This window comes from Marinilabilia sp. (genome assembly GCF_016278715.1).
In the GTDB taxonomy this organism is placed as follows: Bacteria; Bacteroidota; Bacteroidia; order Bacteroidales; family Marinilabiliaceae; genus Marinilabilia.
Map to the genome: position 1 here is coordinate 1 of NZ_JADQBH010000255.1, position 16,679 is coordinate 16,679.

Annotated in this window: 15 protein-coding genes; 10 read left to right on the top strand and 5 right to left on the bottom strand. The window is 41.0% G+C overall.

Features of this window, described 5'->3' with window-relative positions:
* Window positions 1-115 precede the first annotated feature (115 nt).
* From QZZ43_RS15710 to QZZ43_RS15730, 5 genes are all read left to right on the top strand, one after another.
* Entirely contained in the window at window positions 116-874 is a 759-nt protein-coding gene (locus QZZ43_RS15710) for a hypothetical protein (RefSeq protein WP_291861376.1), read from the top strand.
* 87 nt (window positions 875-961) lie between these two features.
* Entirely contained in the window at window positions 962-1,627 is a 666-nt protein-coding gene (locus QZZ43_RS15715) for a TatD family hydrolase (protein ID WP_291861378.1), read from the top strand.
* 487 nt (window positions 1,628-2,114) lie between these two features.
* Window positions 2,115-2,825: a tRNA threonylcarbamoyladenosine dehydratase gene (locus QZZ43_RS15720; RefSeq protein WP_291861380.1), complete on the top strand. Its 711-nt coding sequence runs from the start codon at window positions 2,115-2,117 to the stop codon at window positions 2,823-2,825.
* A 96-nt stretch (window positions 2,826-2,921) separates the two neighbouring features.
* On the top strand, window positions 2,922-3,683 hold the full coding sequence (locus QZZ43_RS15725; RefSeq protein ID WP_291861382.1) for a sulfite exporter TauE/SafE family protein: 762 nt from the start codon (window positions 2,922-2,924) through the stop codon (window positions 3,681-3,683).
* A gap of 105 nt (window positions 3,684-3,788) precedes the next feature.
* A complete protein-coding gene (locus tag QZZ43_RS15730) occupies window positions 3,789-4,805 on the top strand; it encodes a branched-chain amino acid aminotransferase (RefSeq protein ID WP_291861383.1) in 1,017 nt (338 codons plus the stop codon).
* Window positions 4,806-4,839: 34 nt separating this feature from the next.
* Here the strand turns inward: QZZ43_RS15730 and QZZ43_RS15735 are convergent, their stop codons facing one another.
* The 3 genes from QZZ43_RS15735 to QZZ43_RS15745 form a co-directional block, all read right to left on the bottom strand.
* Window positions 4,840-5,103, bottom strand: a complete 264-nt coding sequence (locus QZZ43_RS15735) for a DUF4834 family protein (RefSeq protein WP_291861385.1) — start codon at window positions 5,101-5,103, stop codon at window positions 4,840-4,842.
* Between the two features lie 15 nt (window positions 5,104-5,118).
* Window positions 5,119-6,813 carry a S41 family peptidase gene (locus QZZ43_RS15740; protein WP_291861387.1) on the bottom strand — a complete coding sequence of 565 codons (1,695 nt, stop codon included), beginning with the start codon at window positions 6,811-6,813 and terminating at the stop codon, window positions 5,119-5,121.
* A gap of 243 nt (window positions 6,814-7,056) precedes the next feature.
* Window positions 7,057-7,533 (bottom strand): dCMP deaminase family protein, encoded by a 477-nt coding sequence (locus QZZ43_RS15745; protein ID WP_291861389.1) that lies wholly within the window; start codon window positions 7,531-7,533, stop codon window positions 7,057-7,059.
* A gap of 345 nt (window positions 7,534-7,878) precedes the next feature.
* On the opposite strand from QZZ43_RS15745, the gene QZZ43_RS15750 reads away from it, so the two are divergent.
* Window positions 7,879-9,525, top strand: a complete 1,647-nt coding sequence (locus tag QZZ43_RS15750) for a SulP family inorganic anion transporter (protein WP_291861391.1) — start codon at window positions 7,879-7,881, stop codon at window positions 9,523-9,525.
* A 36-nt stretch (window positions 9,526-9,561) separates the two neighbouring features.
* Here the strand turns inward: QZZ43_RS15750 and QZZ43_RS15755 are convergent, their stop codons facing one another.
* Both QZZ43_RS15755 and QZZ43_RS15760 read right to left on the bottom strand, forming a co-directional pair.
* Window positions 9,562-10,269, bottom strand: a complete 708-nt coding sequence (locus QZZ43_RS15755; protein ID WP_291861392.1) for a LytTR family DNA-binding domain-containing protein — start codon at window positions 10,267-10,269, stop codon at window positions 9,562-9,564.
* Window positions 10,266-11,336 (bottom strand): sensor histidine kinase, encoded by a 1,071-nt coding sequence (locus QZZ43_RS15760; RefSeq protein WP_291861394.1) that lies wholly within the window; start codon window positions 11,334-11,336, stop codon window positions 10,266-10,268. Before QZZ43_RS15760 ends, QZZ43_RS15755 begins: the two co-directional genes overlap by 4 nt.
* Before the next feature lie 334 nt (window positions 11,337-11,670).
* Here QZZ43_RS15760 and QZZ43_RS15765 point away from each other — a divergent pair, with 334 nt between their 5' ends.
* The 4 genes from QZZ43_RS15765 to QZZ43_RS15780 all read left to right on the top strand — a co-directional run.
* Complete coding sequence (locus QZZ43_RS15765) at window positions 11,671-12,045, top strand: MotA/TolQ/ExbB proton channel family protein (protein ID WP_291861395.1); 375 nt, start codon at window positions 11,671-11,673, stop codon at window positions 12,043-12,045.
* A gap of 293 nt (window positions 12,046-12,338) precedes the next feature.
* The gene (locus QZZ43_RS15770; RefSeq protein WP_291861396.1) at window positions 12,339-13,595 is read left to right on the top strand and encodes a phage integrase SAM-like domain-containing protein; all 1,257 of its coding nucleotides are present in this window, start codon (window positions 12,339-12,341) and stop codon (window positions 13,593-13,595) included.
* Window positions 13,596-13,661: 66 nt separating this feature from the next.
* A complete protein-coding gene (locus QZZ43_RS15775; protein ID WP_291861397.1) occupies window positions 13,662-14,558 on the top strand; it encodes a DUF4007 family protein in 897 nt (298 codons plus the stop codon).
* A partial coding sequence (locus QZZ43_RS15780; RefSeq protein ID WP_291861398.1) for a hypothetical protein occupies window positions 14,548-16,679 on the top strand: 2,132 nt, incomplete at its 3' end. The genes QZZ43_RS15775 and QZZ43_RS15780, both read left to right, overlap by 11 nt.

The window sequence follows — 16,679 nt, forward strand, 5'->3', positions numbered from 1 at the left end:
ATGTGGCGATTGAGTTGATGGATGGCAATAGTGACGCACGAGAAGTTGAAGTTTATATCAAACCTATGGTTCCAGCTTACGAGATAAGGCAATACTGATTAATGCCTTGAATCTTTTGGATCGAAGAGAAACTGCTTTTCCGTTGGTGAGGGAAGCGGCCGAGAAATTGAGTGGTGAAGGCTGGTACAGTACGCAAACCACAGCGTGGACATTGATGAGCATCGTAAATTTTGCGGGCCAGAACCTGGACAATGAACCCTTGCAGTTTACCTATCAGGTGAATGATGGAGGCAAAGTTACCGTTGGGTCCGACAAACCTGTTTCGCAAAGAGATATTGAGGTTGAGAATGTGCGAAAAGGGCAGGTGACTGTGAGCAACGACACCGATAAGGAGTTGTTTGCAACACTGGTAGTCACAGGCACTCCGGCAGGGGTTGACTCTACAGATTTCTCTCAGAACCTGAGTCTGGAAGTTGCCTTCCGAACGATGGATGGTAATCGTATTTTGCCCGGACAGTTTGAGCAGGGCACAGACTTCCTGTATGTGGTGAGCATTCGTAATCCAGGAACTGCCGGTGATGCTAAAAATCTTGCGCTTACGCAGATGATTCCATCAGGCTGGGAAATCAGAAATACACGTCTTGAGGGAACCGGTGTTCATGAAAAAGATATTCCCGATTATCGCGATATCCGGGACGACCGGGTGCTGTCCTATTTCGATTTGGATGCCGGCAGGAGCAAACAGTTTGTTGTCGTGGTTCATGCTGCTTTTCCGGGAGCGTTCTATCTGCCTCCGGTAACTTGTGAAGCCATGTACAATCATGATATCAGAGCAAGAGTGGGTGGCCGGAAAACGGGTGTCATCCGTCCATAAGCATAAGATTCTGAAAGAAATGGGCAGTATTAATTTTCATTTTTAAACTTTATCCTGCCTGTTTTGGTTACTTTCAAAACTTACCGTATGAAATATATTGACTTCCATACGCATACATACCCGGATCAGCCGGACAAAATTACAGCTATTTTAAGCTGTGTTGCCCCCGAGCCCTTAACAAGTTTCAAAAATGGAATCTTGCTTTCTTACGGGATTCATCCCTGGTATATAGAAGGGCAGGATCCGGAAAAACTGATGGCTCAGGTTAAGGAAGCTGCTCATTACAACAGGGTGGTGGCCATCGGTGAAGCCGGGCTCGATAAAGTAAAAGGGCCACCAATTGATGTTCAGAAAAGGTTGTTCTCGCAACAGATTGAAATATCCGAATTGGTTAGAAAGCCACTTATTATTCATACAGTTAAGGCCAATAATGAGGTGTTGCTTTTTCATAAAAATTTTGCGCCTAAACAACCCTGGATTATTCATGGTTTTTCAGGACATCCCCAAGAGATGGAACAATTTGTGGGAGCTGGTTTTTATTTGTCGTTTGGGCCCAGAATTCTATACCAGGAACATAAAGCTGCTGAGTCGTTGAAACAAATTCCGGCTGATAAATTTTTGCTGGAAACCGATCATACCAATAAATCTATTCTCCGGGTTTATGAAAAAGCAGCAGAGATTCGGGGAATCTCTCTGAAAAAACTGGCATTCACTATTGAAAATAATTTTAACGCTTTGATTTCTATCCCTTAACTTTTGAGATTGCGTCACCTCGTTCTCAATGACGGAACATTGCAGGGTTTTGCAGGATGGAGGGGGGTGGCTTTTGGAATTGCCGAAAACCAAACTCCTTCATATTGTTAAAAACCTTTAGAATGACGTCATCCTTGCGAGAGGCTATCCCAAAGATTTGGGGGCACAATGTATTCTTGACAGAATTAGTCCGTCCCCGCAGCGGGCAGACTTGATAAGGCCGGGGTTTTATTCAGGGGTAAGCTGGACAAATGAATCGGTCCCCGAATGGTGGCCAACTATTAATGTTTTGATTTTTGCCTGTTACAAAAATCTGCCATTGGTAGCAAAGGCTTTTTGTAGCAAAGCGAAGCAATCTCTTTTCAATAAATAAGTTTCTTGGGGAAATAATATTCTGAATATGCGGTTGGAAGCTCTTTTTCCTTAGTGTTGGTCAAATTACTACTATATTTATCGGGCTAAAATAATATTTGAAAAAAGGATTGATATGGAGTGGCTTGAGCGAACTGAGCTTTTGATTGGCAAGGAGAATTTAACGAAATTGAACGAGGCGCACGTTTTGGTTGCCGGAATGGGGGGAGTGGGCTCCTGGTGTGCCGAAATGCTGGTTAGAGCCGGTGTGGGCGAACTAACGATTATTGATGGTGATGTGGTGCAGCCTTCTAATCGTAACCGACAGTTGCCCGCATTGGAGTCAACTCAGGGAATGCCTAAAACTGACGTCATGGTGGAGCGGCTCAAAGGTATCAATCCTGATGTGATACTGCATCCACGAGGTTTTTTTCACACTGGTGAGGATTTTGATGATTTATTGAAACAACCCTTTGACTATGTGGTGGATGCCATCGATTCCTTAACGCCAAAAGTTCTGCTTATTGTTTCTGCCCTGAACCATCAGCATCGACTGATTTCTTCAATGGGTGCCGGAGGTAAACTCAATCCCGAAAAAGTAGAGATTGCCGACATCGGTAAATCATACCATTGTAAGCTTGCGAGAATGGTTCGCAAAAGATTAACCAAGTATGATATTAAAAATGGATTTGATGTGGTTTTCAGCCCCGAGCCGGTGCATCAGTCTGCCGTTATTCAAACCGAAGGTGAACGCAACAAACGGACTACTGTGGGCACCATTTCCTATATGCCTGCACTCTTTGGTCTGATGGCTGCTTCGAAAGTTATCCGGGATTTGGGGAAGTAGAGCCGATTTAAAAATCAGGACTCTTCTCCTCTTCTCCTCCTCTCCTCCATGCTTTTTGCTCTCTGCTCTCTGCTCTTTTTTTCGTTTCTTTGCACCATGATTGAATCTATCATAAATCCATTGCACACAAGTTGGGGAATCTGGTCGATAACATTAGGCAGTGCCTGGCTGGTGGGTGTGTCCAAAAGCGGCCTGAAAGGCATTGCGATGGTCACTATTCCCTTGCTGGCCCATTTTTACGGGGGTATGGCTTCGGCGGGTTTGTTGGTTCCGTTTCTTGTGTTTGGCGATCTGTTTGCCATCAGGTATTACTACAAAAGTTTGCGCTGGGAACATATTAAAAAGCTTTATCCCTATGCCCTGGCAGGAATTGCAATGGCTTTGGTCGTAGGAGGAATGATTTCCGATGGTCAGTTCAGGAATATAATTGGAATTTCAGTATTGCTTTGTCTGGGATTGATTTTTTACCGTGATTATTCAGGAGCTTCAGATAGTTTTACCCGTCAAAACTGGTTTGCAAGAATCCTGGGCGTATCAGGAGGTTTTGCCACCATGATAGGGAATGCGGCAGGGCCCATCTTTAATCTATATCTTCTCTCCATGCGGTTGCCTAAAAACAGCTTCATCGCTACGGGTGCAGTGTTTTATCTGAGTTTGAATTTCCTGAAAGTGCCACTGCATTTTTTCGTTTGGAAATCCATCTCCCTGGAAACCTTGCAACTTAATTTTGTGATGTTGCCGGCGGTGTGGATTGGATCCGTCACCGGCAAATATCTGGTGAGGTTTATCCCTGAGCGGGAATTTCGAATCTTTGTGACGGTGGTGATTGCGGTTTCGGCGGTTTTGTTGTTTTTTTAAATAAATGCTTCAAAACAGCTACCATATCTGACAAACCTCATCTCGTTTTAGCGAAAAATCATTAACTTTAAAGCCATTATTCTGATTGTTTAAAACTATATTATCATGAACATAGACTGGCCAAATCTTTCATTCAGTTTTCTGGATACCGACTACAACGTGCGATGTTACTATCGCAACGGAAAATGGGGAGAACTCGAAGTGTCTTCTTCAAATCAAATAAATATCCACATGGCCGCTACTGCCTTGCACTACGGGCAGCAGTCGTTTGAGGGGTTAAAAGCTTTTAGGGGCAAGGATGATAAAATCCGGGTTTTTCGTGCTGAGGATAATGCCAAGCGCATGATTTCGTCAGCCCAGGGCATTATGATGGCTGAGGTTCCGGAAGAAATATTTGTGGAAGCCGTTAAGAAGGCGGTATCCCTGAATAAGCGATTTGTTCCTCCCTATGGGTCAGGCGCATCGCTTTACATTCGTCCGCTGTTGATTGGTTCGGGTCCCAAAGTAGGAGTTCAACCTGCCGATGAGTTTTTGTTCATGGTATTTGTAACGCCTGTAGGCCCCTACTTCAAAGAGGGTTTTAAATTGACTAATGTGGCTGTGATGCGAGAATATGATCGTGCAGCCCCACAGGGAACGGGGAATATAAAAGTAGGCGGTAATTATGCTGCAAGTCTGAAAGCCGGCATGCTTGCCAAGGAGAAAGGATATTCTGCAGTATTGTATCTCGACAGTCGCGAAAAGAAATTTATTGATGAATGTGGTCCGGCCAACTTCTTTGGCATTAAGGACAATACTTACATCACACCCGAGTCGAAATCAATTCTGCCCTCCATTACCAATAAGAGCCTGATTCAACTGGCTCAGGATATGGGGCTTAAAACCGAGCGTCGCCCGATTCCATTTGAGGAAGTGGGGACTTTTGAGGAAGTTGGACAGTGCGGAACGGCTGCCGTAATTAGTCCGGTGGGACGCATTGATGATATAGATAACAACAAATCCTACAGCTTCTCCAAAGATGGAAAGCCCGGGCCTGTATCTACAAAACTTTACAATAAACTGAGAGCAATCCAGAACGGGGAGGAATCTGATCCCTACGGATGGGTCACTATAATTGAATAATAAAAAAAGCGCCGCGAACGAACGGCGCTTTTTTTTATTTTATTTCTTCATAATCAACATATTCACCCCTCTGGTTGTTGTCTTTGTTGTTGCCATTTTTATCAGCTTTGTGGTTAATGGTAACTTTCCCTTCTTCTGATCTTTGTTTGTTTACAAAATCCTGCTGAGCCTGTTCCTGTTTTTTCTGCATCTTCTCTACCTGATTCTTTAGCAGGTAAGGGAATAAGTAGCGACCAATCAGTCTGAATGCATAATAAATGATTATGAAAATCAGTATGATTCTTACCAGTGTACCCATAATAATATTTCTCTTTTATTCTGACTTTGCTGTTTCACGCTGCTCGTTTAAAGTATTGCTTTCTTCTGTTGAATAAATTAAAGCTTCCATCTGGTTGGTTTTGATTAATTCAATTGCTTTTTGCAACACTTCATCCTGATTGCTGATAATAGGATAGAAACCCTCGTTATCCAGGATATTTCGGGCAATGTATGCTTTTGTCTCCAGTTCAATTAATTCTTTTGATTTCTGAAATTCACTATTGTTATATTTCACCTCTTTTGTTTTTGAAAAATCAATCAGTAATTGTCCGATTGGTTGCTGATCAAGGTGCTGCTTAAGGGTCTTTGCATTTTCAAAAGCAGAAAGTTCCTTGCGGTTTTTGTCGGCATACTCCAGGGCAAACTGATAAATAGTCCCGGTTTCGCGCAGACGATAATAGTAATCGGTGTGGTAGGTTGTGTCGCGGGGCACAAAAACATCGGGCATAATTCCGCCACCACCATACACTGTCCGGCCTCCTGTGGTTTTGTATTTTAAAGAGTCGTTTACACTAATGCTGTCTTTTTCAAAGAATTCGCCATGTTCAAAACGCTCAATGATATCGTGGTAATAATCTTCCACTCCATTGTCATAGGGTTTTTGGATAGACCGTCCACTGGGGGTATAATATCGGGCTACTGTCAGGCGTAAAGCCCCGCCTGATGGCAGAGAGAATTGCTGCTGAACCAGTCCTTTTCCAAAGGAGCGGCGGCCAACCACGAGTCCGCGGTCATTGTCCTGCATGGCTCCTGCAAAGATTTCGCTTGCCGAAGCACTAAATTCATCAATCAATACAGTTACGCCGATGTCCTTGCACGACCCGGAACCGTTGGCATAAACGTCCTGACGGGGACTGTTAACACCTTCAGTATAAACAATCATATCGCCCTTTGCCAGAAATTCATTCACCATACTGATGGCAATGTCCAGGTAACCACCCGAGTTTCCCCTAAGATCCACTATGATGTCGCTGCAATTGTGCGCTTTTAGTTTGGCCAGGGCAGAGAGTAACTCTTGATAAGTATTACGGGCAAAGCGGTTGACTTTTACATACCCAATGGAGTCGGTAACCATATAGGACACATCCACACTGTACATTGGAATGTTTCCACGGGTTATCTCAAAATAGATGAGGTCTTTGCGGTTACGTCGCTGAATGCCCACATTAACTTTGGTACCGATGTCTCCTCTGAGCATGCCCACCACATCGTTGGTAGCAACATCCACACCTGCAATAATGGAATCGTTGACGGTAATAATACGGTCGCCGGGCAAAATGCCCACTTTTTCGGAGGGGCCTCCGGATACCACGCTAACCACCATTACAGTATCGTCGGGCATGCTGAATTCCACCCCGATACCGCCAAAATTACCTTCCAGCTCCTGATTGGCTGCTTTCAGGTCTTTGGGGGGTATATAGACACTATGGGGATCCAGATTTTCAAGCACCTCGGGAATGATGGTTTCTACCAGATTGGAGGCATCAATGCTGTCCACATATTGCTCATCAATAAGGTTGATGATGGTCTGCAACTTGCCCGATTCCGGGGCCAGCATTAATCTTTGTCGTGAAGAACCATTTCCGGAGGGATTGGTGATGCGGCCGATAAACATACCGGCTACCAGTACTGCTGCCAATATTAGTGGTAAATATATTTGTCGCGCTGTGTTTCTATTTTGTTCGTTCATGTGATGACGGTTCTTTTATTTGGCAAAATAATGCCTGATGACAATAATTCCGCGTATTGCAGCAAAAATTGTTCCCTTATTAAGAAACTGTATTAAGTTTTATCTTTTTTGTGGCTTTTGCGTTTTGAATCCGTTTTTCAGGTTGAATTCTTCTTGCAAATACGCTTTTTTAGCTTGAACCTTAACATGTGAGAGACTTCAAATCTTAAAAAACATCTTCCAAAAACAAAACTTAATCAGGTTCTAGGGCAATTCCTCAGGTTTTCTGTATTCCAGTTGTACAACTTCAATATTGGCTCTTTTTAAAAGGATCAGGCCATCTTCCACTCTGTAATTCTCTGAAAAAACAACTCTGTTTATTCCTGCCTGAATTATCAGTTTGGAACATTCGAGACAGGGCGAAGAGGTGACATAAAGTGTTGCTCCGTCGCTGCTGTTTCCCGAACGGGCTACTTTGGTGATGGCATTGGCTTCGGCATGCAGCACATAAGGCTTTGTTTTGTTGTTTTCATCTTCGCAGATGTTTTCAAACCCCGATGGGGTGCCATTGTACCCGTCACTGATAATCATTTTGTCGCGAACCAGCAAAGCTCCTACCTGTCGGCGTTTGCAGTAGCTGTTCTGAGCCCAGATGCGGGCCATGTCAAGGTATCTCCGATCCAGTAATTGTTGCTTTTCGTTGCTCACAGGGCTATTAGGTGTATAATGGTTAATACTCATGTGTTGTCACAAAATTAACAAAGAAAGTGACTTGGTGGTTGATACGTTTCCAAAAAGATGAAAATCTTTTAGCCGGAGACTGGTATTCATGAGTTAAAATGTAAGTGCAATGCTTTAACCGTAGGGCGGCGAAAGAACGGAAGAGCAAAGTCATTTGTAAATGAGAAATAAGCTGTGGAGGTGGGGCAGACTAAAAAAAGTTAGGAAGCTTAACACCGTGTTCTTTAGCTCATTTTAAATTTATTCCAATGCAGAATAGAGTGTTTTGGAACAATCCGATTAATTTTCCGTTATCAATGAGAGGTTTGCGGTTTTTCTGCATTTTGGTTTTAAACAATCTATTGCATGACTGATTATCTTGGGAGAATAAAAAGGGGAGATGTTTACGGAGGGCTGGTGGCTGCAATTGTCAGTATTCCCATTGCACTGACATTCGGAGTGGCTTCCGGGGCCGGCGCTGAAGCCGGACTTTACGGCGCTGTAGTCATTGGGCTTGTTGCCACACTTGGCGGAGGAAGTAAAACACTTATTTCTGAACCCACAGGCCCCATGACAGTTTTTATGACAGCCGTTTTTGCTTCCAATATTGCCGAATATGGCTTGCAATCCGGGATGACCTATTCTTTCACTATCGTCTTTTTTGCCGGGGTTTTTCAAATTTTGCTGGGGTACTTTAAGTTGGGTCGTTATTTCCGTCTGATGCCTTACTCGGTCATAAGTGGGTTTATGTCGGGCATTGCCTTGATTCTGATTGTTATGCAGTTGCCGGCATTCCTGGGACACGATGCTGTAAAGGGCGGTATTGTTGGACTGGTCAAAAAACTGCCTGAACTTCTGAGTTACCCCAATTATTTTGAATTGGTCATTGGTATAGGTGCTCTTGTAGTGCTGATTTTTTATCCAAAATCGTGGCAAAGGCTGTTCCCCTCGCAGTTGGCAGTGCTGGTTTTTTTCAGCCTTTTGGTTTTCTTATTGGCGGGAAATGGCAACATACGACTGATTGGAGCCATTGACCTGGGGTGGCCCAACTTTAATTTACCGGTGATGCCTTTCGATCATAACTGGAGTTCGGTTTTTCTGGATGCTTTTTTGCTGGCCTTGCTGGGAAGTATCGATACCATTCTCACAGCCCTGATTGCCGACTCGCTGACTCGTGAAGAGCACAACAGTAACCGCGAACTTATGGGGCAGGGGCTTGCCAACCTGACAGCAGGTCTTTTGGGTACTTTGCCCGGGGCCGGGGCAACCATGGGGACGGTGGTCAATATTCGGACTGGTGCCAGAAGTCGTTGGTCAGGCATTATGCGTTCGGTTTTTTTGTTGATCCTGATATTCGGGGCTGCTCCCCTAATCCGGTTTATTCCGCTGGCCCTTCTTGCGGCCATTGCTTTTAAGGTTGGTATAGACATTCTGGATTGGTCATTTATCAAACGGGCACATAGAATCAGCCAGGGAGCTTTATTTATTATGTATGGTGTTCTTCTTGTTACCATTTTTGTAGATCTCGTGATTGCTGTTGGTCTGGGCATTTTTGTGGCCAATATGCTAACCATCGAAAAACTCAGTCATCTTCAAAGTTTTAATCTGCGGATGGTCTCTGATAGTGTTGATACAGCGCCCTTGGATGATACAGAAAAGGAAATATTCGATAAGATACGAGAGCAGGTCTATCTTTTTTATCTGAGTGGTCCTATGATCTTTGGCGTAGCCCGGGCAATACAGCGTGAACGCAATAATATTGCTCCCTGTCAACATTTAATTCTTGACCTTCAGGATGTAACGCATCTGGATACAACCGTTTTACTTGCCCTTGAGAATATGGTGGATGAAGCCCTTGAATATGGGAAAAGCGTCTATCTGGTTCCGGGCAAGCATTTTATTGAAAAGCGTCTTCGAAAACTAAAGCTACATCAGAAAATCGGTGAGAAAAATATTTTTAAGGATCGTTTGAGTGCCCTCCGGTATGTTGAACAGTTAGCAAACAGAGGTTGATTTATGTGTTCTTTACCTTCTGAGAAACTGATTTTGTCACGAAAGTCTCTTCATCACTTCTTCCTTGTAATTCCGGCCGATGGTCAGCTTTATGTTCCCGATCTCGATGTAGGAGGCGGTGAATGCCTTGATGTGATGAACATTTATAATGAAGGAGCGGTGAATGCGAAGAAAATCATCACCGGGCAACTGCTGTTCAATTGATGAGAGTGTTTCATAACACACCAGTTTTCCTTTCTGCCGGGTATGGACCTGAATGTAATTGTCCAGACTTTCGATGAATTCGATATCGCGAAATGTTACCTTGTATTTTTTCTTGTCCGATTTTAGAATGATATATTTTTTATCGTCAGAAAGCTCCGGCGGCTCATTTCCTGTTGTAGTGAGATTCAAAAATTTATTAACCGCCCTGGCAAATCGTTCGAAAGAAATGGGCTTGACCAGATAGTCCAGTGCATCCAGCTCAAATGCATCCACTGCATATTCGCGGTAAGCAGTGGTGAATATTATTGCGGGTTTATACTGAAGGGTTTTCAGTAGTTCAATACCCGATATGCCTGGCATATTGATGTCCAGAAAAATGAGGTCAACCCTTTGGGTACTGAGAAACTCCATCGCCTTTACGGGATTCGTAAATCCATCCATACATTGCAGGGAGTCAAAAGCCGCCAGATGCTCTTTGATTATTCGGATAGCAATGGGTTCGTCGTCAATTATTATACAGGTTTTGTGTTCCCGGGTCATGTGATTTGTATTTTCAGATTGACTTGATAAATATCTTCATGCTCAGAGATTTGTAAATCGTATTTATCTCCATAAATAAGGGCTAATCTTTCTTGCACATTTTTTAGCCCAATGCCATGCCTGCCGGAATAAGAGGGGTTCTGAACCAGTCCGGGGTTGCTGTTTTTCACAGAAAAGCAGAGTGTTTCATTGTCTGTTGTCAGCGAAATGTGAATAAATGAGCCGGGGGTATTGCTCAAGCCGTGTTTAAAGGCGTTTTCTACAAACGGGAACAGCACCAGAGGGGCAATTTTTAGGGCTCCGGGTTGTTCCGGAAAACTGACTGTTACCTCAAAATTATCGTGCCTGATGCGCTCCAGCTCAATGTAATTTTGGATAAAGGACAGTTCTTTTTTCAATGGAATATCCGGTTCGTTACACTCGTAAAGCATATATTCCAGTAAGTCCGATAGTTTCAGGATAATACGCCGTGACTGGGCAGCATCTTCCGAAACCAGTCCGTACAGGTTGTTGAGCATATTAAAAACAAAATGCGGATGAATTTGGTCCTGCATCAGGTTTAAGCGGGCTTCCCGGAGTTTCAACTCCATTTCCCGGCTCATTTGTTCCAGTTGCTTTTTCTCCAGTTGCTGCTGATAAGATTCCTCAATAAAGTGAATTACGCCTGCCAGAATCACCATCAGGTAATTGCCCGAAAGCAAAATGATTACGTCTTTTCGGTCTGGGATAACAGCTTCGGGCAGGTAATATATGCTAAAGAGGAGGATGATAAAGACTGTAACGATAATGACCCAGAGCGAGATAAGGAAGAGACCTGTCAAAAAATAGTAAAATCTGAAGCGCTTTTTTCGGAAAAAAAACCGGGGAATAAGGATCTGGTTTACGAGTATTGAAGAGGAAAAACCGATTAACGAAACGAATGCTACCAAAACAAGTCGGATGTACAAATCGTATTCGCGATTGCTGAAAACGAAAAACTGGAGTGCGGCCGCAATCGTCCAAAAGAGTATCTGTTTAAAAACCCTTTTACGGAGATTGTTTCTTATGTTTGGTTTATTTTCAGTCATTTGCTATTGTTCCGGAAAGACTGTTTGTGTTTAGCTGTCGGTTTTGATGCAACGTCAAGAGTTGTCTGTTTTCAGTATCTTTGCTTAATGTTTGACTTTGTTGGTGATTATCTTGCTGCATCATTCATCAAAGATAGAAGAAAGGACTTAAGCCTCAAATTGCTGAAGTTACTTTTAGGCAGACAACGCATTTAGCGCCCCGAACAACAAAAAAACTGTTTGGAGGATTAAATCGGTTATCCGGCTTGTGAAAGCAGACGATGATATAAGAAGTTTCAGCGGGTGAAATTGAAGTTTTAATATTGACTTCAGTATTAACCAAAAAAACATAGTTATGATTTTCAATCATTGGATGGAGGGAGGTCCCCTCTTTATGTCACTAATTTACCTGATGTGGGTAGCAGTTATTGTTCTCAGTTTTTTGTTTCTGGCTAAGAGAGCAAAAGCTGAAAATCGTTCGCTTGTCCGGTTGAACGAAGGAATTCTGTTTACCGGTAGTCTTGCGTTCTTAATAGGTGTTCTGGGCCAGGTCCTTGGAGTTTTTGAGGCTCTTAGTGTTATCCAAGTCATGGGAGATGTTTCTGCAGAAATGATGGCCGGAGGGTTAAGGGTTTCTTTCATTGCTCCCTTTTATGGATTTGTTCTGTTCATCCTGTCGGGAATAGTTTGGTTTATCTTCAGGAATCTTCTGAAAAATGAAGAAGGTTAGTCCCGTTGAATGAGGTTAAAGAAAAGGCTGCATCTGTTTGGGTGCGGCTTTTTTGGGATGAAGCATCCCGGGTCACTCTCGCCTAAAAACAAAAAAGCCTGACAATCAACTTGTCAGGCTTTTTCTGAGTACCCAGGGCCGGGGTTGTACCTATTAGACAGCATTAGACAATAAATTTCATAAAGGCCAAAAAATCAACAAAATAACTTGATTGGTAAAAATTAATTATTTATGTTTGACCCTCATTTTACAAATTATTTGCCCCCGTTTTGCCCCCTTAATGATTTTTTAATATGGTTAGTATTAATTTTTATCTGAAATCAGTTACGCCCAACAAAAAGGGTCAGGTTCCCATAATTGCTCAAATTGCATTCGACTACAAGAAGATTCGAAAGCAGATAGGAAAAACCAAACCCGGAAACTGGAATAAGAAAAGTCAACGATTAAAACTTCCTGCACCCGATGATATTAATTACGTTGAGTTTGCCTCTTTTAACCGTTTTTTAGAGGCTTTGCAGAATAAGGCAAGAGAACTATCCAATAATCTTATTTTGGAAAAACGGAGTGCATCCGAAGGGGAGATAAGAGAAATTTTAAGTCTTCAGCAATCAGAACCCGGAAAAAGTTTCTTTGAGTTGTTTGATGAATTTCTGGACTCTCAGAGGGCCATTGTTTCCTATAACACTTTAAGAGGTTACAAAACTGTTCGAAATTTTCTTTTATATTTCCAACGTGATAATGGCTTTGAGCTAACGTTCTCTAAGATTGATGTGCATTTCGGTGATTTGTTTTCTTCATATTGCTTTACTGAAAAAAAGATTGATAATGATTACTTTGTGAAAATTATCAATGTACTAAAGAAGTTCTTCAAATGGGCCAAACCAAGGGGATACCATCAAAAAGAATTTCCTGATATATTAAATGGCATAAGGGAAAAAGAGACCGATGTTGTTTTCCTGACACTGGAAGAGTTAATGATTCTGTATAATTATGATTTTGAGTCAGAACGCCTGGGAAGAGTTCGGGATATGTACTGTTTTTCTTGCTTTACCGGATTTCGCCATTGCGATGTTATAACATTGAAGAATGAACACCTGAACGAGGTTATGGTCACAAAAACGCAGAAAAAGACTCAGAAACAAGTCTCGATTCCCTTAAGCAAATATGCCAAGGCTATTCTTGATAAATATAGAGGGCAGGAGAGTCCTCTTCATAAAATAAGCAACCAGAAGGCAAACGAATACTTAAAAGAGTGTCTGAAATACATTGCAGAGGATCAGGAACCCGGAAAACTCTTTAACCGGAAAATAATTGAAAAACGGGTGATCGGCCAACGTGTCGAGGAAAATGCTGTTCCTCTTTACCATGGAATTACCTTTCATTCCGGAAGGAAAACCTTTATTACTAACAGCATGATTTTAGGCGCCAATCTGCAGGTTTTGCAGGAAATGGGGGCACCCAAAAAGCAAAGAGACCTTGCTAAGTATTTGAAAATAACCGATGCGTATAAAAATAAAGTGATGCAAGATACTTGGGATAAGGTTGGGTAGAATATTTCTTGGGTTAAGTTCTAAGTAAAAATATGACTTAGTCAATAAAACTTTATCTTTGGGCATATGAATAAGCTTAAATTTTCGGGGCACGAAACCTTTGTCGTAAGGACATTCTGGCCAAAAAAAGGATATGATTTTATAAGTAGTGGAGGCAACTTTAATGATGAAGATGCAGTCGTGCAGTTGGGTGTTGGTAAAAACATGGTTACTTCTATGTACTTCTGGATGAGGGCTCTTGGTCTCTATGATGAAGAGAAAAAAGAATTAACTGAATTGGCTCATTTTTTATTTGGTAGCAATGGCGTAGATCCTTATTTAGAAAGCATTGGGTCTATCTGGTTATTGCATTACAATTTAATAAAAACAAATTACTCCTCTATCTATAATGCCGTTTTTAATTCTTTTAGAATTGAAAAATCGTTATTTACAAAGAAGCAACTATCGTCGTATATTAAACGACTTTATTCCGAAAATGAAGATTCCTTATTCAATGAAAACACAGTTGAAAAGGATATTCAGGTTTTTTGCCGACTTTATAATACTCCAGATTACAGGTCGATTAGAAAGGATTTTGAAGAGGAAGTCGGCAGTCTTATGCAAGAGCTAGAATTAATGAACTCAACGAATGAGCGAATTGCAAGCGATGGATCTTCTAGAAAGGAGGAATGGTACTTATTAAAACCGGATGTAAGAATTAATTTGCCTTCTCATGTCACTCTTTTTCTTATTCTTGACCGATTTGAAGAAAGTCAAAATATATCTATGCGACGCCTGGAAACAGAACCAAATAGCCCCGGGATGACTTTCCTTTTAAGTAAAGAAGGTCTATATAGACAACTAAAAGACATTGAAAATGAGTTTAGTCAGGCGATCGTTACAGAAACAGCAGGAAATGTTGTTTTGTCTTTTTCTCAAAAATTAAATAAGTGGGAAGTTTTAAAAAAGTATTATGCAAAATAATATATTCTCTCCATCAGTAAATATAATTAGAGATTCAAATCGTGATTTAAACTATATACCAACGCGAAATGGAGAAAGTGCTTTCAATAAGATAACTAGTGCCTTTGAGAGTGGCACTAAGTCTTTTAATTTAGTAGGCGCTTATGGTTCAGGTAAGTCAGCTTTTATTCTTGCATTGGAAAAGGTACTTAACAATAAAGCAGATTTCTTTTTCAATCCTATTAAAGGAGAAGTCAGCACATTTGAAAAGTGTTTTATTATTGGAGAGTATAAGTCTTTTAAGAGCGCTTTTTGTGAGAATTTTGGTATCAAGAAGAAAGAGGAGTGCTTTAAAGAGTTTGGCAAAGAATTAAAACGATATTCAAAGGAAAAAACTGGGCTTTTAATTGTTGTTGATGAATTTGGGAAATTTCTTGAATTTGCAGCGAAGGAAAGTCCAGAAGAGGAGTTATATTTTATACAGCAATTATCTGAAGTTGTTAATGACCCTGAATTTCCAGTTCTATTCATTACAACATTGCATCAAGCTTTTGAGGATTACGCCCTTGAATTAAATAAAACTCAAAAGAATGAATGGGATAAAGTTAAAGGCAGATTAGTCGAGATAACTTTTAATGAACCCGTCGAACAGCTTTTATTTCTTGCCTCAGAGCGAATATCCCAGAAAGATATTACTCCAAGCTTCTCTCAAAGTTTGGAGAAAAACCTTTTTAACGCCATTAATGAATCAGGAGCATTTCCATTGAAGGATTATTTTTCACCTGATTTTGCAAGGAAGATTTTCCCATTTGATCTGCTATCCGCCTCAATTTTGACACTTGCACTTCATAACTATGGCCAAAATGAACGTTCATTATTTTCTTTTCTTGAATCCGAGGACTTTCTTGGCTTAACAGATTTTGATGATGGGAAACAGTTTTTCCACTTAGGGAACGTATTTGATTATCTTTCGTACAATTTTCATAGCTTTCTTAATTCCAAGTTTAATCCACACGGGGCCCAATGGAGGGCAATTTTTGATGCCTTAGAAAGGACTGAAGGAGTTTTTGAATACGATTTCAAGCCTGCAAGGGAGCTCATCAAAGTAATTGGTTTATTATCTATTTTCGGAAGAGCCGGACAACGAATTACCAAGGAGTTTTTGTGTGATTATGGAAAACATGCTTTACAGATTGGTAATGCGGAGAAGATAGTTGAAAAGCTTGAGAAAAATCAAATTATAAGATTTACGAATTATAATCAACGGTATGTATTATTTAAAGGAACTGACGTTGATATAGATAAAGAACTGGAGCTTGCTGAAGACCGAATTTCAAAAGATTTTTCTGTTGTTAACCAGCTTAGAAAGTACTTTAATGTTCCTATTTTCCAAGCCAAAAGAAGTTTTTACGAGACAGGGACTCCAAGGTATTTTGTAACTGAAATTAGTGAAACACCCACCTCTCTGGAACCAGAGGGTTCTGTGGATGGATATATTAATCTTGTTTTTAGCAATTTAATAGATTCTGAGGCTGTTAAAAATGTGTCTGCCGAAAATAATGGTGCCATTCTTTATGGATATTTCAAAGAATATGAAGGTATCCGGGAGAAGTTGACGGAACTAGAAAAGATAGAAATAGTTAAGAAGGATTGTCAAAACGATTCAATAGCTTTAGCTGAACTAAATAATCAATCGGCAAATGCCAAAGAAACTTTAAACTCATTGATTATTGGTTCTTTTTACGGACAATCTTCTATGATTGATTGGTATTTTCTTGGTATAAAATATTCAATCAGTAGTTCCAAGGAATTGAATTCATTACTCTCAGATATCTGCGAAAAAATTTATTTTAACGCACCTATTCTTAAAAATGAGTTAATGAATAAGGAAAAGCTAAATGGAACCATATCTGGGGCGAGAAATAAACTTGTCGCAATGGCTTTAAATAATTCCGAAATGTTGGATTTTGGGTTCCGTACAGACAAATATCCACCGGAAAAGACCATTTATTTATCTCTTCTTAAAAATACCGGAATTCATGATTTTAATGGTAAAATTGCCAGGTTTAAAAAACCAGAGAAGGAATCTTATGCTCAGTTATGGAGTGTGTCTGAGACTTTTTTAGAAGAATGCTCTATTGC